We start from the raw sequence: 18,787 nt of genomic DNA, 5'->3' as shown, positions 1-18,787 counted from the left end.
CCTGTCGACCCGGATCAGGCCGACGCGGCGCGCAGGGAACGCAGCACGTACTGCATGATCCCGCCGTTGCGGTAGTAGTTCGCCTCACCGGGGGTGTCGATCCGGACGGTGGCGTCGAACTCCACGTCGCCGGCCCGGACCTTCACCGTGCGCGGCGTCTCGCCGTCGTTGAGCGCGGTGATCCCGGTGATGGTGAACTCCTCGTCGCCGGTCAGGCCGAGCGACTCCCGGTTCTGGCCCTCGGGGAACTGCAGCGGCAGCACGCCCATGCCGATGAGGTTGGAGCGGTGGATCCGCTCGTAGCTCTCGGCGATGACCGCCTTGACGCCCAGCAGCGCCGTCCCCTTGGCCGCCCAGTCGCGCGAGGACCCGGAGCCGTACTCCTTGCCGGCCAGCACGACCAGCGGGATGCCCTGCTCCTGGTAGGCGACCGACGCGTCGTAGATCGTCGTCGTCTCGCCGGTGAGGTGGTCCTTGGTGACGCCGCCCTCGGTGCCGGGCACGAGCAGGTTGCGCAGCCGGATGTTGGCGAAGGTGCCGCGGATCATGACCTCGTGGTTCCCGCGGCGGGAGCCGTAGGAGTTGAAGTCGCGCCGCTCCACCCCGTGCTCCCGCAGGTACCTGCCGGCCGGGCTGTCGGGCTTGATCGACCCGGCAGGGGAGATGTGGTCGGTGGTCACCGAGTCGCCGAGCACGGCGAGGGTGCGGGCGCCGGTGATGTCCTGCACCGGGGCCGGCTCGGCGGGCATGCCCTCGAAGTACGGGGGCTTGCGGACGTAGGTGCTCTCGGGGTCCCAGGCGAAGGTGTCACCGGTCGGCGTGGGCAGGTTCTGCCACTGCTCGGTGCCGGCGAAGACGTCCTCGTAGCTGCGGCCGAACTGCTCGGCCGAGACGGCCTCGTCGATGACCCGCTGGACCTCCTGCGGCGAGGGCCAGATGTCGCGCAGGTAGACGTCCTGGCCGTCCTTGCCCTGGCCGAGGGGCTCGGTGGCGATGTCGACGTCCATCGACCCGGCCAGGGCGTAGGCGATCACCAGCGGCGGGCTGGCCAGGTAGTTCATCTTGACGTCGGGGTTGATCCGGCCCTCGAAGTTGCGGTTGCCCGAGAGCACCGAGACGACGGCGAGGTCGGCCTCGTTGACCGCGGCCGACACCGGCTCCGGCAGCGGGCCGGAGTTGCCGATGCAGGTGGTGCAGCCGTAGCCGACCAGGTAGAAGCCCAGCTTCTCCAGGTACGGGGTGAGGTGCGCCTTCTCGTAGTAGTCGGTGACGACCTTCGACCCGGGAGCCAGGGTCGTCTTGACCCAGGGCTTGGTCTCCAGCCCCGCCTCGACGGCCTTCTTGGCCAGCAGCGCCGCGCCGATCATGACCTGCGGGTTGGACGTGTTGGTGCAGGAGGTGATCGCCGCGATCACCACGTGCCCGTGGTCGACGTAGGTCTCCCGGCCGTCCTCGAGCACCACCCGGGTGGGCTTGGAGGGGCGGTCTGGAACCCGGTCGGGGACGACGTGGTGGGGCTTGCCGGCCTCCCCGTTGCCGTGCGCAAAGGGACTCACCGGGTCCGAGGCGGGGAAGGACTCCTCCGAGGCCTCGTCGGCGGCCGACTCGGTGTCGCGCGGGGCGTCGTCGTCGTCCTCCTGCATCTCGTCGATCGGCGCGTAGGTGGGCAGCGCCTGCCGGAAGGAGGCCTTCGCGTCCGAGAGTGCGACCCGGTCCTGCGGGCGCTTCGGCCCGGCGATCGACGGGACGACGGTGGAGAGGTCCAGCTCCAGGTACTCCGAGAAGGCCGGCTCGCGGGACGGGTCGTGCCAGAGGCCCTGCTCCTTGGCGTAGGCCTCGACCAGCGCGACCTGCTCGTCGCTGCGCCCGGTCAGGCGCAGGTAGCCGATGGTCTCCTCGTCGATCGGGAACATCGCCGCGGTCGAGCCGAACTCCGGGCTCATGTTGCCGATCGTGGCGCGGTTGGCCAGCGGCACCGCCGAGACGCCCTCGCCGTAGAACTCGACGAACTTCCCGACCACGCCGTGCTCGCGCAGCATCTCGGTGATGGTGAGGACGAGGTCGGTGGCGGTGGAGCCGTCGGGGAGCTGGCCGGTCAACTTGAAGCCGACGACGCGCGGGATGAGCATCGAGACCGGCTGGCCGAGCATCGCGGCCTCGGCCTCGATGCCGCCGACGCCCCAGCCCAGCACGCCCAGGCCGTTGACCATCGTGGTGTGCGAGTCGGTGCCGACGCAGGTGTCGGGGTAGGCGACGACGCGGTCGCCCTCCGGGCGCGGGAAGACCACGCGGGCCAGGTGCTCGATGTTGACCTGGTGGACGATGCCCATGCCCGGGGGGACGACCTTGAAGTCGTTGAACGCGCCCTGGCCCCAGCGCAGGAACTGGTAGCGCTCGCCGTTGCGCTGGTACTCGATCTCGACGTTGCGCTCGAACGAGTCCGGGGTGCCGAAGACGTCGGCGATCACGGAGTGGTCGATGACCAGCTCGGCCGGCGCGAGCGGGTTGATCTTCTGCGGGTCGCCGCCGATCTCGGCCATGGCCTCGCGCATGGTGGCCAGGTCGACGATGCAGGGGACCCCGGTGAAGTCCTGCATCACCACGCGCGCCGGGGTGAACTGGATCTCCTGGTCCGGCTCCGCGTTCGGGTCCCAGTTCGCCAGCGCACGGATGTGGTCGGCGGTGATGTCCGCGCCGTCCTCGGTGCGGAGCAGGTTCTCGAGCAGCACCTTCAGGCTGAAGGGCAGCTTCTCGGAGCCCTCGACCGCGTCGAGCCGGTAGATGTCGTAGTCGGTGCCGTCGACGGTGAGCGTCGACCGTGCCCCGAAGCTGTCCTTGCTGGCTGCCACTTCTCTGCGCCTACCCCTCGCTGGTCGATCGCGCCGATTGCCACCCCCGATCATCCCAGCCGCCTCCGCAGCCGCGCAGGTGAGGCGACCCTTGCCTACCCCGTGAGCTCGCGCACCCGCCGCGCCGGCTCCCTACCGTGGACGCCGTGACGACCGGTGCCGTGCCCGACCCGCTGCCCGCCTGGCTGTCCGACGCCGGGCGGGTCACCGTCCTGACCGGCGCCGGCATCTCCACCGACAGCGGCATCCCCGACTACCGGGGGCCGAACGGCGTGTGGACGAGGGACCCGGATGCCGAGAAGCTCGTCACGCTGTCCTACTACGTCGCCGACCCCGACATCCGCCGCCGCGCCTGGCTCATGCGCCGCGACCTGCGGGCGCGCGACGTCCGCCCCAACGCCGGGCACGCCGCGCTGGTCGACCTGGAGCGGCAGGGCCGGCTGCGGGCGCTGCTCACCCAGAACATCGACGGGCTGCACCAGGCGGCCGGCTCCTCGGCGGACCTGGTGCTGGAACTGCACGGCACGGTGCACGAGGTCGAGTGCCTGGCCTGCCGGGACCGGACGACGATGGCCGAGGCGCTGGCCCGCATCGACGCCGGTGAGCCCGACCCCGCCTGCCGGCGCTGCGGCGGCATCCTCAAGTCGGCCACGATCAGCTTCGGCCAGGCCCTGGACGCCGCGGTGATCGAGGCCGCCGCGGAGGCCGCCACCGACTGCGACGTCTTCCTCGCCGTCGGCACGTCGCTCACCGTGCACCCGGCCGCGGGGTTGACCGACCTCGCGGCGGGTTCGGGCGCGCGGGTCGTCGTCGTCAACGCCCAGTCCACCCCCTACGACGGCCTCGCCGACCTCGTCGTCCGCGAGCCGATCGGCACGGCCCTGCCGCGACTGGTCGCCCGCTGACGGCGCCGCCGACCGCCTCCGCACCGGCACGGCTGCGGGACCCTGCCTGACCGCGGAGGTCCGGCGCTAGCGTGACGGGCACCACGTCGAGCGGCTGCCGGGCACCTGCGGGCACGGCGGCCCGACCACCGGGAGCCGGACATGCGCGTGCCTCTGACCACCCGAGACTTCCTCGACCGCGCCGAGCTGGTGTACGGCGACCGGATCGGCATCGTCGACGAGCCCGACCAGCCGGCGTCGTCCATGGGTGAGGTGACCTACCGCGAGGTCGCCCGCCGCGCCCGTGCCATGCAGGCCGCGCTGGACGAGCTCGGCATCGGCGAGGGCGAGCGGGTCGCCGTCGTCAGCCACAACTCCGGCCGGCTGTTGGAGATGCTGCTCGGCGTCCCGTCGTCGGGCCGGGTCCTCGTGCCGATCAACTTCCGGCTGGCCCAGGAGGAGGTCGCCTACATCGTCGGCCACAGCGGTGCCCGCGCGCTGTTCGTCGACCCGGAGCTGGAGGCGGCGCTCAAGGGGATCGAGGTCGAGCACCGCTTCGGCACGGGGGAGGAGTACGAGCAGCTGCTGCGCTTCGACGTCGAGCCGCGGCCGTGGTCCGAGCCCGACGAGGACGCGACCGCCACGATCAACTACACCAGCGGCACCACCGCGCGGCCCAAGGGCGTGCAGATGACCCACCGCAACGAGTGGGTCAACGCCGTGACCTTCGGGATGCACATGCAGGTCAGCGACCGCGACGTCTACCTGCACACGCTGCCGCTGTTCCACTGCAACGGGTGGGGGATGCCCTACGCGCTGGCCGGTCTGGGCGCCCGCCAGGTGGCGCTGCGCAAGGTCGACGGCGCGGAGATCCTGCGCCGCGTGGAGCAGCACGGCGTGACGCTGATGTGCGGGGCGCCGGCGGTGTGGAACGCGGTGCTCGACGCCGCGTCCCGCTGGGACGGCGAGGTCCCCGGGCGCGACCGGGTGCGCATCGTGGTCGCCGGCGCGCCGCCGCCGTCGCGGACCATCGCGCGCATCGAGTCCGAGCTGGGCTGGCAGTTCAACCAGATCTACGGCCTCACCGAGACCGCGCCGCTGGTCACCGTCAACCGGCCGCGCGCGGAGTTCGACGACCTCTCGCCCGAGGAGCGCGCCAAGAAGCTGTCGCGGGCCGGGGTCCCGGCGCTGGGCACCCGGATCCGGACCAGCGAGTCCGGCGAGGTGCTCGTGCAGAGCAACACGGTGCTGGCGGGCTACTGGCAGAACCCCGACGCCTCGGCCGAGGCGCTCGAGGGCGGCTGGTTCCACACCGGCGACGGCGGCTCCATCGACGAGGACGGGTACCTCACGATCTCCGACCGCAAGAAGGACGTGATCATCACCGGCGGCGAGAACGTCTCCTCGATCGAGGTGGAGGACGTCGTGTTCAGCCACCCCGCCGTCGCCGAGGTCGCCGTCATCGGGGTCCCCGACGACAAGTGGGGGGAGCTGGTGACCGCGATCGTCGTCCGTGCCGAGGGCCAGGACGTCGGCGCCGAGGAGATCATCGCCCACTGCCGCGGCAAGATCGCCGGGTACAAGATCCCCAAGCGGGTGGAGTTCCGCGACGCGCTGGCCCGCACCGCCACCGGGAAGATCCAGAAGTTCAAGCTGCGCGAGGCCTTCTGGTCCACCTCGGAGCGTCAGGTGAACTGAGGAAGGACTCCCTCGCCCCCCGCCACTCGCGAGCTCGTGGCGGGACCCTGCACGAGGCCGCCGTCCTCCCCGCAGGCCCAGGGGCCCCTCACCCGACCGGGTGAGGGGCCCCTCAACCGTCCTGCCGATCCCGTCGATCCCCGCACCAGGAAGCGCCCTCCGGGGCGCCGTCGGTGTCGGGTCGCGCGGGCGACGTCCCCTCCGGGACGTCGCCCGTGCGCCGGGGAGAGGTCGGGACAGTGGACAGCGGGACGCGCAGGACGGGTTCCCACACCGGGGTGTCCCGGTGGCTCCTCCGGGGGATCGGCACGGCGGTCGCCGCCCTCGTGGCCGTGGGCGCGACCCCGGGCGCGGCGCTGGCCGCACCCGGGGACGCCGAGGTCGCCGACGCGCAGGCCGCCCGGGACGCCGCGGCCGCCCAGGTCGGGCAGGTCAGCGCCCAGCTCGCCGAGGCCGAGGCCGCGGCGGCCGCCGCGCACCAGGCCGCGCAGATCGCGCTGCAGGAGTACGAGGAGCGCCTCGCGGCCCAGCAGGAGGCGCAGGCCGCCGCCGACGAGGCCGCCGCGGCCGCCGAGCGGGCGAGGGCCGCGCTGACCCGCGGCCGCGAGCAGGTCGCCGAGTTCGCCCGGTCGACCTACATGCAGGGCAGCACGGCACCCGGCGCCGCTGCGCTGATGAGCGCCGAGGGCCCGACCCAGCTGCTGGAGCGGGCGGCGCTGCTCGACGCCGCCGGTGAGCACCGGGTCGACGTCGTCGACCAGCTGACCGTCCTCGAGCAGCAGGCCACCGACGCCGACCGGGCCGCCGCGCAGGCGGCCGAGGAGGCCGACGCCCTGGAGGACCAGGCCGCGGAGTCGCTGGCCTCGGCCCAGGCTCAGGAGGTCTCGGCGCGCGCCCAGACGGCGGCGCTGGCCGAGCAGCGGGAGGCGTGGGAGGCCGAGCTCGCCGCTGCCCAGGAGGAGCTCTACGGCGCCCAGGGCGCCCGGGAGGCGGCGGCCGCCGCCGAGGCGGCGCAGGAGGCGACCCGCACCAGCCCGCCGGCTCCCGTGCCGTCCTCCTCGGGCGGGTCCTCCGGCGGCTCGTCCTCCGGCGGCTCGTCGTCGGGCGGCACGCCGGCTCCCGTGCCCACGCTGGCCGACGCGCCGTCGGGCTCGGCGGTGGAGACGGCGATCGCCGCCGCGAGGTCCCAGCGCGGCCTGCCCTACAGCTGGGGTGGGGGCAACAGCCACGGCCCGACCTACGGCATCCCGCCGGACACGTCCGTCTACGGCTTCGACTGCTCGGGGCTGACCGAGTACGCCTACGCGCAGGCCGGGATCGCCATCGGCGGCACCAGCCGCGAGCAGTACTGGCGGCTCCGGGACCGCACCGTGGCCGCCTCCGACCTGCAGGCCGGGGACCTGGTGTTCTGGGGCTCGGGGTCGGCCTACACCTCGGTCTACCACGTGGCGCTCTACATCGGCGGCGGCCAGGTCATCCAGGCGCCGCAGAGCGGGGACGTGGTGCGGGTCTCCGCGATGTGGTTCGGGAGCGACTACTTCGGCGCCGTCCGCCCCACGGGCTGAGACGCGACCGCGGGACGCCGAGGCGGGGCCGGGAGATGGGGCGTCGGGCAGCCACGGGGGGAGCTGCCCGACGCACCGCCGAGGCTAGCAGTCAGCCGCCTGCGCGGGCAGGGGTGTGCACACGCCTTGCCGACGGCCGGCGTGCCGGACCCGGAGGGCGACTCCTCCGCGCCCGCCAGCGGGGACGGCTGCCGTCCAGGAACGTGTAGGACACTGGCCGGGGACGGGCACGCAGCCCCGTCGCCGGCCTCCTCGAGGCCGCGGACCCGCACGACCAGGGAGTCACGTGAGCGAGCTCGCGAGCGAACCGACGAGCGCAGCAGCCTTGCGAACGCAGCCGACGAGCGCCAGCGAGGAGGCCGCGTGAGCAGCGCCGCCAGCACCCCCCTCCAGCAGCCCGTCGGCCAGCCGGTGCCGCCGTCGGCCGACGCGGCGCAGCTGGAGCGCGTGCTGTTCGAGATCAAGCGGGTGATCGTCGGGCAGGACCGCCTCGTCGAGCGGATGCTCGTGTCGCTGCTCGCCCGTGGCCACGTCCTGCTAGAGGGTGTGCCCGGGGTGGCCAAGACCCTGGCCGTGGAGACGCTGGCCACCGTCGTCGGCGGCTCGTTCGCCCGGCTGCAGTTCACCCCCGACCTCGTCCCGGCCGACATCATCGGGACGCGCATCTACAAGGCCGGCCAGGACGCCTTCGACACCGAGCTCGGCCCGGTGTTCGCCAACTTCGTGCTCACCGACGAGATCAACCGCGCGCCGGCCAAGGTGCAGTCCGCGCTGCTGGAGGTCATGGCCGAGCGGCAGGTCTCCATCGGCGGGGTCACCCACCCGCTGCCCGACCCGTTCCTGGTGCTGGCCACGCAGAACCCGATCGAGTCCGAGGGCGTGTACCCGCTGCCCGAGGCGCAGCGCGACCGCTTCCTCATGAAGGTGCTCGTCGACTACCCGAGCCCCGAGGAGGAGCGGGAGATCATCTACCGGATGGGCTCCACCCCGCCGGTGGCCGAGACGGTGCTCGGCCCCGGGGACCTGCTCCGCATGCAGCGCACCGCCTCGCAGGTGTTCGTGCACCACGCGCTGGTCGACTACGTCGTCCGGCTGGTGGTGGCCACCCGCGCGCCGCGCGAGCACGGCATGGAGGACGTCGCCTCCTGGGTCTCCTACGGTGCGAGCCCGCGCGCCTCGCTGGGCCTGATCGCCGCCAGCCGCGCGCTGGCGCTGGTGCGCGGCCGGGACTACGTGCTGCCGCAGGACGTCCTCGACGTCACCGCCGACGTGCTCCGCCACCGGCTGGTGCTCTCCTACGACGCGCTGGCCGACGGCGTGCCCGCCGACCACGTGGTCAAGCGGATCCTCCAGACCGTCCCGCTGCCGCAGGTGACCCCGCGGCAGCGCTCCGGTGGCTTCGGCCCGGCCGCTCCGGGCGGGCCGGCGGTGCCCTCCTTCGGCCCGCCGCAGGCCCTCGCGCCGCAGGGTGCCCCCCCGTTCGGGCCGCCGGGCCCGCAGTTCGGCCCCGGACCCCAGGGCCCGGCGCCGCAGGGTCCCTTCCCGGGCACGCCGGCCGCCGAAGGTCAGCCGGGCGGGGTCCCGCAGGGGCACCCGGGCCCGGCCGGCAACGGCTACGGCCCCGGGTCCGCACCGGCGTGATCCTCCGTCGTCGCTCGGGAGGCTCCGGCACCGCGACGCCGGAGCCCCCACGGCCCGCGCCCACCCCCGGCTCGGGGATCGACCCCGGGCGCGGCGACGGCGCACCGCCGCACTTCGCCGAGGGCCCGGCCGACGTGCTGCTGCAGCGGCTCGAGCTCACCGTCCGCCGCCGGCTCGACGGCCTGCTCCAGGGCGACCACCTCGGGCTGGTCCCCGGCTCGGGCAGCGAGGCGGGGGACTCCCGCACCTACCACCCCGGGGACGACGTCCGGAGGATGGACTGGCCGGTCACCGCGCGCACGCAGGTCCCGCACGTCCGCGAGACGATCGCCGACCGCGAGCTGGAGACCTGGGCCGTCGTCGACCTCTCGGCCAGCCTGGACTTCGGCACCGCGCAGTGCGAGAAGCGTGACCTCGCGATCGCCGGTCTGGCCGCGGTCAGCCACCTCACCGTCCGTGGCGGCAACCGGTTGGGCGCGGTGGTCACCACCGGCGAGCGGGTCGACCGCTACCCGGCCGCGGCCGGGCGGCTGGCCGCCGACCGGCTGCTGCGGGCGGTGGTGGCCACGCCGCGGGCCGCCGGGGGACGGCGGGGCGACCTCGCGGCCGCGCTGGAGTCGCTGCGCCGTCCGCCGCGCCGGCGCGGCCTGGTCGTCGTGGTCTCGGACTTCCTCGGCGACAGCGACTGGGAGCGGCCGCTGCGCGGGCTGGCGGGGCGGCACGAGCTGCTCGCCATCGAGGTCGTCGACCCGCGCGAGCTGGAGCTGCCCGACGTCGGGCTGCTCACCGTCGTCGACCCCGAGAACGGTCAGACCCTCGAGGTCCCGACCGGCGACGCGGAGTTCCGCGCCCGGTACGCCGCCGGGGCCGCCGCCCAGCGGCAGGCCATCGCCGCGGCCCTGCGCCGGGCCGGGGCCGGTCACCTGCAGCTGCGCACGGACCGGGACTGGCTCATGGACGTCGTCCGTTTCGTCGCCGAACGACGGCGGGCCGGCTCCGGAGGGGCGTCGCGATGACGTCCCGGAGCTCGGGCAGCCGTCGCGAACGCCGGCGTGCCGGCAGCGGAGGAGTCCCCCGATGACCTTCCAGGCCCCGCTGTGGCTGCTCGGCCTGCTCGCCGTCGTGGCGCTGGTCGCGCTGTACGTGGTCCTGCAGCTGCGCCGCAAGGCCTACGCCGCGCGGTTCACCAACGTCGCCCTGCTGGGCAGCCTGGTGCCCAAGCGGCCGGGCTGGCGCCGGCACCTGGCCTTCGGGCTGGTGGCCCTCGCCCTGGCCGCGCTCGTCGTCTCCCTGGCCGTGCCCAGCACCGAGGTGCGGGTGCCCCGGGAACGGGCGACGGTGATCATGGCCGTCGACGTCTCGCTGTCGATGCAGGCCACCGACATCGAGCCCAGCCGGTTCGAGGCCATGCAGAAGGCGGCCAAGGAGTTCGTCGACGTCCTGCCCTCGCGGATCAACCTGGGCCTGGTGTCCTTCGCCGGCACCGCGACCACCCTGGTCACCCCGACGACCGACCGCGGCCAGGTCCGCAGCTCCATCGACAACCTGGAGCTGGCCGAGTCGACGGCGATCGGCGAGGCGGTGTTCACCTCGCTCACCGCGATCCAGAACTACCAGGCCTCGCTGGAGGCCACCGAGGACGAGCTGCCGCCGGCCCGCATCGTGCTGCTCTCCGACGGCTACAACACGGTCGGCCGCGACGACACCCAGGCCATCGACGCCGCCGTCGACGCCGGGATCCCGGTCTCCACGATCGCGTTCGGCACCGACTACGGCACCCTCGACCTCGACGGTGAGCGGGTGCCGGTGCCGGTCGACCGGGAGACCCTCGAGCACATCGCCGACCAGACCGGCGGCAGCTACAGCGAGGCGGCCAGCGCCGCGGAGCTCGAGCAGGTCTACGAGGACCTGGGCAGCCAGATCGGTTACACGACCGAGCCCCGCGACGTCAGCTACTGGTTCGTCCGCGGCGGGGTGCTGCTGGCCCTGCTCGGCGTCGTCCTCAGCCTGGTCTGGACCAACCGCCTCCTGTGAGTGGAGGAGGAGGGCGCGCGTGCCGCGCCCCCCACTCCGCAGGACTCAGCGGGACGGGTCGAGGGAGAGCTTGCCGGTGGTGCGGCGGGCGAGCAGGCCCTGGTGCGCCTCGCGGACGGCGGTCAGCGGGTAGCGGCCCCCGGCGATCGGCGTGAGCGCGCCCTCGGCCACGAGCGGCAGCAGCTCGGTCATCGCGTCGTCCATCATGTGCGGCCGGGTCATGCAGTGGGCCAGCCAGAAGCCGATGACTGCGCGGCTCTTCTGCATCAGTGCTCCGGGGTGCACCGCGGACGCCGGCGTCCGGGCGGCCATGCCATAGGTGACCAGCCGGCCGAAGGGCGCCAGCGCCGACAGCGACCCGTCGAAGACGTGCCCGCCGGTCATCTCCAGCACCACGTCGACCGGCTTCCCGCCGTTGGCCTCGCGCAGCGCCGCGGCGAAGGCCTTCGGGTCGTCGGCGGCCAGCGCGGGGTCGACCGAGGCGTCGGCACCGAGCTCCTCCGTCAGCGCCCGCTTCTCCGGGCTGGAGGCGGTGGCGATCACCCGGCCGGCGCCCCAGCGCCGGGCGAGCTGGACGGCCAGCGACCCGACCCCGCCGGCGCCGGCGATGACGACGACGGTCTCGCCGGGGGCCAGGTGGGCGCTGGTCTGCAGCAGGTGCCAGGCGGTGGCGCCCTGGAGGACGACGGCCAGCGCCGCGTCGTCGGAGACCCCGTCGGGCACCTCCCACGTCAGCCGCGGGTGCGCGGCCACCTTCTCGGCGTAGCCGCCGCCGTCGAGCAGGCCGACGACCCGCGGCCCGCCGCCGGCCGGCGTCCCGACGAACTCCGCGCCCGGGACCAGTGGCAGCTGCTGGGGCGCGAGGTAGCTGTCCTCGATCTGGTGGGTGTCGGCGAAGTTGACGCCTGCGGAGCTCACCTCGTAGAGCTGCTGGCCCTCGCCGGGGGTGGGGTCGGGCAGGTCGACGACGTCGAGGACCTCGGGCCCGCCGAAGCGGGTGATCTGGACGGCACGCATGGCGGCGAGGCTACGGCCGCGGCCGAAGGCCGCGTCGGGCGCTCGCCGGCGAGGCGCGTCGTCGGACCTCCCTGCGCCACGACGCTCGAGGCCACCCGAACGCGGCGTGGGCCACCTCCTCCCCGCGGAGCGGTTCAGCAGACGGGCAGTGCCGCGAGCCGGGCGGCCAGTTCCGCGTTGCGACGCAGGAAGGGCACCCATCCGGTCGGCGCCCGGGTGCCGGGCGCCGACCTGGTGCAGGTCTCCTGCTCCCAGGCACGGAGTCGGCCGTCCCGGATCCGGAGCCGGACCAGGACGTCGTCCGCCCAGGCGGTGACGTCCTCGTCGCCTCCCTCGGCGGGCGCGGTGACCCGCTGCGGCGCGACCACCCACTCGACCGCCTCGATCTCCTCCTGGAGCCGGGCCGCGGCCTCGTAGGCCTGCGCCCCGGCCGCGGCGTCGCGCCGGGCGGTGAGCGCCGCCAGTGCGCCGGCGACCGCCGTCGGCTCGCGGTCGAGTACGGACGCCACGGCGCGCGCCAGCTGCGCGACGGGGGTGTCCTGCCCGCCGCGCAGGCGCGCCAGCTCCCGCTCGCCGGCGGTGCGGGTCGGGCCGGCGTGGCCGAGCGGGTACAGCCGCTCCAGTCCGGACACGGCCAGCCGCACCTTGCGGGCTCCGAGGTAGGGCCCGAAGAAGCGGACACCCGGTGCCGGCCGGTGCGCGGAGGCGAGGCCGAGACGCGGCGCCTCCGGCGAGGGGTCCAGGCGGATGCTGACGGGCACCTCCAGGCCGCCGACGATCCGGTTCCACGGGGGCAGCGACGGCTCGAGCAGGTTGCGTTCGGCCCAGGCGGCCTCGTGCACGGAGTCGCAGACCAGCGCCTCGATCCGGGCGACCCGGGGCACCATCCGCCGCAGGTGGCGGCGGTCCCGCAGGTCGCCCCAGTAGGAGCTGACCCGGCGGCGCAGCTCTCCGGCCCGCCCGACGTACAGCACGCGGCCGCCGTCGTCCCGGAAGCGGTACACGCCCGGAGCGGCCGGCAGCGCGGCGACGGCGGCCGGTCGGGCGGGCATGCCCCATCGTGCGCACGGCCGCTGCGCTGGTGGTGGCACCGCGCCCCACGGCTCCCACGCGTCCCACCGGTCACGTCCGGGCGCGGCGCGGCGGGTGGGGCCATCGTGCCCCGCGCCGGGTGGTCTCGCCGCATGCGGGCCAGGTGTCCCCGGCTCCGGCAGGAGAGACGTCGAGGGGGACGCCCCCTCGCAGGGACGTCCCCCTCGACGTCGTCGCACCGATGGCCTCGACGGGCGTCCCGGCTCGATCGTCCGGGACGCGCCGATCGGGACCTCAGGTCATCGGGTGGTCTGCGCCTCGCGACGCGGGAGCACCCAGTCGGGCCGCACGTAGTGGCAGGTGTAGCCGTAGGGGATCTTCTGCAGGTAGTCCTGGTGCTCCTCCTCGGCCTCCCAGAACGGGCCGGCCGGTGTCACCTCGGTGACGACCTTCCCCGGCCACAGGCCCGAGGCGTCGACGTCGGCGATCGTGTCGAGCGCGACGCGCCGCTGCTCGTCGCTGGTGTAGAAGATCGCCGAGCGGTAGCTCCGGCCCACGTCGTTGCCCTGCCGGTCCTTCGTCGACGGGTCGTGGATCTGGAAGAAGAACTCCAGCAGCTCCCGGAACGAGATCTTCTCGGGGTCGAAGACGATCTCGACCGCCTCGGCGTGGTCACCGTGGTTCCGGTACGTGGCGTTGGGTGTGTCGCCGCCGGAGTACCCGACGCGGGTGGAGAGCACCCCCGGGCGCTTGCGCAGCAGCTCCTGGGCGCCCCAGAAGCAGCCGCCGGCGAGGATCGCGGTCTCAGTGGTCACGTGTGCCTCCCTCTGTGTCCAGCACGACGGGTGAACACCGCGACCCGGGCCGGTGTTTCCTCCTCGGCGCACACGCGACGACTTCCCCGAACTGCGCCCGGAACACGGCTGCACCAGGGGCTCTTGACGCCGCACTTGCTCTTCGCAAGTGTGACGCCGCCCACATGACGACCCCAGGACAGGGAGTGCCCGATGACCGCGGTGTTCGTCAACCTGCCGGTGACCGACCTCGAGCGCGCGAAGGCCTTCTACTCGGCGATCGGGTTCACCATCAACCCGCTCTTCACCGATCACAACGCGGCCTGCGTCGTCGTCGAGGACGGCCACAGCTACTTCATGCTCCTGGTCCGCGAGTACTTCCAGACCTTCACCGACCTGCCGATCGGCGACCCGGCGGTGAGCCCGTCGTCAGCGACCGCGATCTTCCTCGACAGCCGGGAGCAGGTCGACGCGACCGTCGCCGACGGCCTCGCCGCGGGTGGCTCGGAGGCCCGCCCCGCCTCGGACTACGGGTTCATGTACCAGCGTCAGCTCACCGATCCCGACGGCAACGTCCTCGAGTTCGGCTGGATGGACCCGGTCGCCGCCGAGCAGGGCCCCGAGGTGTCCGTGGACCAGCAGGCCTGAGGTCGATGGCCGCGCGCGAGTACGGGCAGCTGGCAGCGGGTCTTCCCCGCATCCCCAGCAACATCCTGGCGGCGCGGCTCAAGGAGTTGCAGGAGGCCGGCGTCCTGCGGCGGGCGCCGCGCTCCCGGGTCGTCGTCTACGAGCTGACGCCCTACGGCCGCGAGCTCGAGCCCGCCGTGCTCGCGCTCGGCGCCTGGGGTTTCAAGGCGCTGGGCGATCCGCGGGAGGAGCAGGTCATCACCCCCGACTCGATGACCATGTCCCTGCGCACCGCCTTCCGCCCGCAGGTGGCGGCGACCCTGCCGGCGACCGCCTACGGGGCCCGCCTGGGCCTCGCCGAGCTGCTCATCCACGTGGACGGCGCCACCCTGGACGTGACACGCGGGGACGGACCGGTCGACCTCGCCTTCGCCGCGGGTCCGGGCATCCGCCGGCTCATCTCCGGCGAGCTCGCCCCGGAGCGCGCGATCGCGACCGGCGTCGTCGAGGTGCTGCGCGGGCGCGGCGACCTCCTCGACCGCTTCGCGCGCACGTTCCACCTGGCCGCCTGATCGAACCGGGACGGCGCGGTGACGCGCGACGGCGGTCGAGGGTGCGTCCCGTCGAGGCCAGGGACTGGTCGTCGCACCCGGACAGACGCCGACGGCCCGCCGACCGGGGGTCGGCGGGCCGTCGGCGCAGGCTCGTGCGCGGGTCGTCAGGCGACGTCGGTGCGGGCGTCGGACAGGTACTCGCGCACCGCCGGCTCGGGGACCCGGAAGGACCGACCGACGCGGACGGCGGACAGCTCCCCGCCGTGCACGAGGCGGTAGACGGTCATCTTGGACACGCGCATGATCGCCGCCACCTCGGCCACCGTGAGGAAGCTGACCGCAGCGCGCGGAGCGGGCCGCTCCATCGCCGGGCGCGCAGCCGGCGCGGGACCGGCCGCCGGCCGCACGGCCATGGGGCGCTGGCCCATCGGGGCGAGGCCGGGCTGCGGGCGGACGTGGGCCGGCGCCGGGCGCATCGCGAACTGCGGGCCGGCCACGGCGGGCCGGGCGGGCGGGCGCGTGCCGTGGGCGGCGGAGCGGGGGAGAACCGGAGCGGGGGAGCGCTGGGGAAGGGACACGTCGTTCCTCTCGGTGGCGGTCCACGGGACGCGGGGCCGACTCGCTGCCGGCGACGCTCCGCGTCCGTGCTGGCACCGACAGTAGGGGGACGGTGGAGGCCGATGCGAGAGCGGGAGGAACGAGACGAACCGGTCCGCTTCGTCAGTTGTTGACCGTGCGCCGGACGGGTCCGGTGCGGTGCGCGTGGTGACCTGCGCGAGGCGCGCCGCAGGGGACCCGGGTGACCGCCGGCGGGGCGGCTCGACCGCCCCGCCGACGCGCCCGACGGTCAGATCGGCTGGTTCGTCGGCAGGAGGACCAGGTCGCGCACGGTGAGGTGCCGGGGCCGGCCGAGCATGAAGGAGACGGCGTCCGCGACGTCCTCGGACCGCATGCCGGTGCCCGCGGCCACCCCCTCGGCGACCTGGTCCTCGTCGGCGACCGCCCACAGGTCGTTGAGCACCACGCCCGGCGCGATCGACATGATCCGCACGCCCGTGCCGACCAGCTGCTGGCGGACGCCGTGCACGAACGACTGCAGCGCGTGCTTGGACGCCGAGTAGACCGGCTCCCAGGGGATGGCCTGGTGCCCGGAGACCGAGCTCGTGACGACGACGTCCCCGGACCCCCGCCCGATCATCGCCGGCAGCGCGGCGTGCACCGCACCGATCACCCCGGTGACGTTCGTGCCGACCAGCTGGGCGAGCTGCGCGGCGTCGTTCTCCCAGACGTTGCCCTGGACGTAGACGCCGGCGTTGGCCACCAGCACGTCGAGCCGGCCGTGCTCGTCGAGGGTGACGTCGACGATCCGCCTGCCGGCGCCGGCCTCGCTGACGTCGGCCGGCAGGACCGTGCTGGGCCCGGGCAGCTGCGCGGCCGCGGCCTCGAGCCGGTCCGCCGAGCGAGCCGTCAGGACGACGTGCGCACCCTCGGCGGACAGCGACCGGGCGATCGCCAGGCCGATGCCCGAGCTGGCACCGGTGACCAGGGCGACGCGGGCGGGAGGCGCTGCCTCGGCTGCGGTGGCGGTCATGTCTCTCCTCGTTCGTCGGCGGGCGGGGTCAGGGACGGAGGGACGCCGTCGCGAGGGCCGCGCGCCGGACCTGCTCGTCCTGCCGGCTGTCGATCCGCACGGCGTCCTCCTCCGTCATCGGGACGACGGTGCCCAGGCTCAGCGCCCGGCCGAGCACGCGGGCGGTCTTGTCGGCCATCTCGGTCACCTGCAGGGCCTGGGCGGCGCTGCTGCCGAGGGCGAACATGCCGTGGTTGGCGAGGTAGATCGCCCGCGGCAGGCCGTGGTGGGGCACGTAGCCGGCCAGCCGGCGGCGGACCTCCCGGGCGAGGACCACGCCGGGGTCGGTGTAGGGGACCAGCAGCGCCCGGCGGCCCAGGACGACGACCTGGTCGGGGAAGAGCGGTTGCTCGGCGAGCACCGCGGCCCGGTCGGTGCACAGCAGCGCGTTGACCGACTCCGGGTGGGTGTGGGCGGCGGTGGTCGCGCCGGCGTCGAGGACGCAGACGACGTGCAGCAGCGCCTCCACCGAGGGGCGGGCGCCCTGCTCGGCCTCGACCTCGTCGAAGTACGCGGCGACGTCGGCGTCCCCGGCGTCGGGCTCGTCGACGAGCGCCGAGAGCCGCTGCAGGCTGACCAGTACGAAGTCCTCGGCGCGCGCGTCGCGCAGCGACCGGCCCGTCACCTTGACCGCCAGGAGGTCCTCGCCGACCCGCTGCGAGGTGTTGCCCTCGGCGAGGACCACGAAGCGACGCCCCGGCTCGCCCAGCGTGCCGGACAGCTGCACCAGCTCGGTGAGGTCGGTCGTGGACGGGCCGGCGGCGGTGGTCACGCGGATCTCCCGGGGAGTGGTGGGGTACGGGGTCGGGTCACGGTCCGGTCCAGCTGGTGGCCGGCACGAGGCCGTCCAGTCGGCGCCAGGACCGGCGGACGCCCTCGTCGACGGGCGGGGGCTCGACGCCGACGTCCGTGCTGCGGGCCAGCACGGCCTGCATCTCGGCGAGGTCGGTGACCGAGCCGCGGGCGAGGGCCTGCGTGGCGATGCTGCCCAGCGCCGTGCCCTCCACCGGCCCGTACCGGACCGGCCGGCCGCAGGCCTCGGCGGTCAGCCGGCGCAGCAGCGCGTTGCGGGAACCGCCGCCGGTCATGTGCACCGCCTCCACCGGTTCCCCGGTCAGCACCTCGCACAGGTCGACCGTCCGCCGGTAGCTGAGCGCGAGGCTCTGCAGCAGGCAGCGGGTCACCTCGCCCGGGGTGACCGGCGGGGGCATCCCGGCGTCAGTGCACAGCGCGGTGATGGTCTGCAGGACGTCTCCGGCCGAGACGAGGTCGGGGGCGCCGACGTCGACCGCGGCGTCGGTCGGCCCGACGGCCGCCGCCTCGTCGAGCAGCGCCGGGACGGTCACGTCCAGGTCCTGCGCGCGCCAGGCGCGGAGAGCCTGCTCGAGCAGCCAGAGGCCGGTCAGGTTGCGCATGCACAGCGTCGTGCCGGCCAGCCCCGCCTCGTTGGTGAACCCGGCGTCGAGCGCCGCGGCGGAGGTCACCGGCGCGGCGGTCTCGACGCCGACGAGGGACCAGGTGCCCGAGGAGAGGAACGCCGTCCGCGGGCGCCCGGAGACCGCCGCCACCGCCGACGCCGTGTCGTGCGAGGCGACCCGGACGAACTCCCAGGGGCGGGCGGCCCCGATCCGGTCGGCGACGTCGGGCCGCAGGGGGCCCGCCGGTGTCGCGTTGTCCACGACCTCCGGCAGCAGGGCGCCGTCCACCCCGGTCGCCCGGACGAGCTCCGCGTCCCAGTCGCCGGTCGCCGCCGACAGCAGGCCGGTCGTGCTGGCGATGGAGCGTTCGGCCGCGCGGCTGCCGGTCAGCAGTGCGCACCACAGGTCGGGCACCAGCAGCGCGGTCGCGCCGTCCAGGACGTCCGCACCCGAGCCGGTCGCCGCCGCGTCGACGGCGGCGCGGAGCCGGAACAGCGTGTTGATGCGCTGGGGGAGGACGCCGGTGCGCCGGAAGAGCCCGTCGCCGCCGAACCGCTCGAGCAGCGCCCGTCCGGCCCGGGGGTCGGCGGCCCGGTAGTGCTGCACGGGTGCCAGCAGGCCCCCGTCGGCACCCAGCACGCCCACGTCGACGCCCCAGGCCGTGACCCCCACGCTGGGGTCGACGTCGGCCGGGAGGAGTGCGGCGGCCCTCCGCAGTCCGGCGAGGGTCTGGTCGAGCAGGTCGTCGACGTCCCAGTGCTGCTGCCGGCCCGAGCCCGCCGGCTCGTTCGGGAACCGGTGGGCCTCGGCGAGGGCGATCCGGCCGTCGCGCAGCTCCCCCACCATGACCCGGCCGCTGGTGGCGCCGAGGTCCACGGCGACGTGCGTGCTCACCAGCCGGTCAGCGCAGGAACGCGGCCGCGACGCCGGAGTCGACGGGGATGTGCAGGCCGGTGGTGCGGGACAGGTCGCCGGCGGTGAGGGCGTGGACGGCGTCGGCGACGTGGTCGGGCAGCACCTCGCGCTTGAGCAGGGTGCGCTGGG

General features: G+C 74.6%; 16 protein-coding genes. 8 read left to right on the top strand and 8 right to left on the bottom strand.

Going from position 1 to position 18,787, the window contains the following annotated elements:
- Nucleotides 1–14: 14 nt before the first annotated feature.
- Nucleotides 15–2,849 (bottom strand): aconitate hydratase, encoded by a 2,835-nt coding sequence (locus ACI79I_RS21855; protein ID WP_456994428.1) that lies wholly within the window; start codon nt 2,847–2,849, stop codon nt 15–17.
- A gap of 146 nt (nt 2,850–2,995) precedes the next feature.
- Here ACI79I_RS21855 and ACI79I_RS21850 point away from each other — a divergent pair, with 146 nt between their 5' ends.
- The 6 genes from ACI79I_RS21850 (at nt 2,996) to ACI79I_RS21825 (ending at nt 10,671) form a co-directional block, all read left to right on the top strand.
- Nucleotides 2,996–3,754, top strand: coding sequence for an SIR2 family NAD-dependent protein deacylase (locus ACI79I_RS21850; RefSeq protein WP_456994427.1), 759 nt, complete (start codon nt 2,996–2,998; stop codon nt 3,752–3,754).
- Between the two features lie 141 nt (nt 3,755–3,895).
- Entirely contained in the window at nt 3,896–5,431 is a 1,536-nt protein-coding gene (locus tag ACI79I_RS21845) for an AMP-binding protein (protein ID WP_456994426.1), read from the top strand.
- 278 nt (nt 5,432–5,709) lie between these two features.
- The gene (locus ACI79I_RS21840) at nt 5,710–6,996 is read left to right on the top strand and encodes a C40 family peptidase (RefSeq protein ID WP_456994425.1); all 1,287 of its coding nucleotides are present in this window, start codon (nt 5,710–5,712) and stop codon (nt 6,994–6,996) included.
- Between the two features lie 363 nt (nt 6,997–7,359).
- Nucleotides 7,360–8,637 carry an AAA family ATPase gene (locus tag ACI79I_RS21835; RefSeq protein WP_456994424.1) on the top strand — a complete coding sequence of 426 codons (1,278 nt, stop codon included), beginning with the start codon at nt 7,360–7,362 and terminating at the stop codon, nt 8,635–8,637.
- Complete coding sequence (locus tag ACI79I_RS21830) at nt 8,634–9,653, top strand: DUF58 domain-containing protein (RefSeq protein WP_456994423.1); 1,020 nt, start codon at nt 8,634–8,636, stop codon at nt 9,651–9,653. Before ACI79I_RS21835 ends, ACI79I_RS21830 begins: the two co-directional genes overlap by 4 nt.
- Before the next feature lie 61 nt (nt 9,654–9,714).
- On the top strand, nt 9,715–10,671 hold the full coding sequence (locus tag ACI79I_RS21825) for a VWA domain-containing protein (RefSeq protein WP_456994422.1): 957 nt from the start codon (nt 9,715–9,717) through the stop codon (nt 10,669–10,671).
- 45 nt (nt 10,672–10,716) lie between these two features.
- Here ACI79I_RS21825 and ACI79I_RS21820 read toward each other — a convergent pair whose 3' ends face one another.
- From ACI79I_RS21820 to msrA, 3 genes are all read right to left on the bottom strand, one after another.
- Nucleotides 10,717–11,688, bottom strand: a complete 972-nt coding sequence (locus ACI79I_RS21820; RefSeq protein ID WP_456994421.1) for a quinone oxidoreductase family protein — start codon at nt 11,686–11,688, stop codon at nt 10,717–10,719.
- 134 nt (nt 11,689–11,822) lie between these two features.
- The gene (locus ACI79I_RS21815) at nt 11,823–12,740 is read right to left on the bottom strand and encodes a hypothetical protein (RefSeq protein ID WP_456994420.1); all 918 of its coding nucleotides are present in this window, start codon (nt 12,738–12,740) and stop codon (nt 11,823–11,825) included.
- A gap of 279 nt (nt 12,741–13,019) precedes the next feature.
- Complete coding sequence (gene msrA / locus ACI79I_RS21810; RefSeq protein ID WP_456994419.1) at nt 13,020–13,535, bottom strand: peptide-methionine (S)-S-oxide reductase MsrA; 516 nt, start codon at nt 13,533–13,535, stop codon at nt 13,020–13,022.
- Between the two features lie 192 nt (nt 13,536–13,727).
- Between msrA and ACI79I_RS21805 the strand changes: the two genes are divergently transcribed.
- Nucleotides 13,728–14,162, top strand: a complete 435-nt coding sequence (locus tag ACI79I_RS21805; RefSeq protein WP_456994418.1) for a VOC family protein — start codon at nt 13,728–13,730, stop codon at nt 14,160–14,162.
- A 5-nt stretch (nt 14,163–14,167) separates the two neighbouring features.
- Nucleotides 14,168–14,713: a winged helix-turn-helix transcriptional regulator gene (locus ACI79I_RS21800; protein ID WP_456994417.1), complete on the top strand. Its 546-nt coding sequence runs from the start codon at nt 14,168–14,170 to the stop codon at nt 14,711–14,713.
- Nucleotides 14,714–14,859: 146 nt separating this feature from the next.
- Here the strand turns inward: ACI79I_RS21800 and ACI79I_RS21795 are convergent, their stop codons facing one another.
- From ACI79I_RS21795 to ACI79I_RS21780, 4 genes are all read right to left on the bottom strand, one after another.
- A complete protein-coding gene (locus ACI79I_RS21795; RefSeq protein ID WP_456994416.1) occupies nt 14,860–15,273 on the bottom strand; it encodes a helix-turn-helix domain-containing protein in 414 nt (137 codons plus the stop codon).
- A 269-nt stretch (nt 15,274–15,542) separates the two neighbouring features.
- Complete coding sequence (locus tag ACI79I_RS21790; RefSeq protein WP_456994415.1) at nt 15,543–16,286, bottom strand: SDR family oxidoreductase; 744 nt, start codon at nt 16,284–16,286, stop codon at nt 15,543–15,545.
- 28 nt (nt 16,287–16,314) lie between these two features.
- Nucleotides 16,315–17,097, bottom strand: coding sequence for a class II aldolase/adducin family protein (locus tag ACI79I_RS21785; protein WP_456994414.1), 783 nt, complete (start codon nt 17,095–17,097; stop codon nt 16,315–16,317).
- Nucleotides 17,098–17,134: 37 nt separating this feature from the next.
- Entirely contained in the window at nt 17,135–18,637 is a 1,503-nt protein-coding gene (locus ACI79I_RS21780; protein ID WP_456994413.1) for a rhamnulokinase, read from the bottom strand.
- Nucleotides 18,638–18,787 lie beyond the last annotated feature (150 nt).

The organism is Geodermatophilus sp. SYSU D01105, from assembly GCF_054050095.1.
The sequence above is the reverse complement of the archived record's forward strand: the minus strand, read 5'-3'. Positions and strand labels throughout refer to the sequence as shown.

Bases quoted from the DNA above. Each gene is read 5' to 3' on its own strand.
- ACI79I_RS21805 (WP_456994418.1), top strand. From the start codon at position 13,728: ATGACCGCGGTGTTCGTCAACCTGCCGGTGACCGACCTCGAGCGCGCG.
- ACI79I_RS21800 (WP_456994417.1), top strand. From the start codon at position 14,168: ATGGCCGCGCGCGAGTACGGGCAGCTGGCAGCGGGTCTTCCCCGCATC.
- ACI79I_RS21820 (WP_456994421.1), bottom strand. From the start codon at position 11,688: ATGCGTGCCGTCCAGATCACCCGCTTCGGCGGGCCCGAGGTCCTCGAC.
- ACI79I_RS21790 (WP_456994415.1), bottom strand. From the start codon at position 16,286: ATGACCGCCACCGCAGCCGAGGCAGCGCCTCCCGCCCGCGTCGCCCTG.
- ACI79I_RS21815 (WP_456994420.1), bottom strand. From the start codon at position 12,740: ATGCCCGCCCGACCGGCCGCCGTCGCCGCGCTGCCGGCCGCTCCGGGC.
- ACI79I_RS21825 (WP_456994422.1), top strand. From the start codon at position 9,715: ATGACCTTCCAGGCCCCGCTGTGGCTGCTCGGCCTGCTCGCCGTCGTG.
- ACI79I_RS21845 (WP_456994426.1), top strand. From the start codon at position 3,896: ATGCGCGTGCCTCTGACCACCCGAGACTTCCTCGACCGCGCCGAGCTG.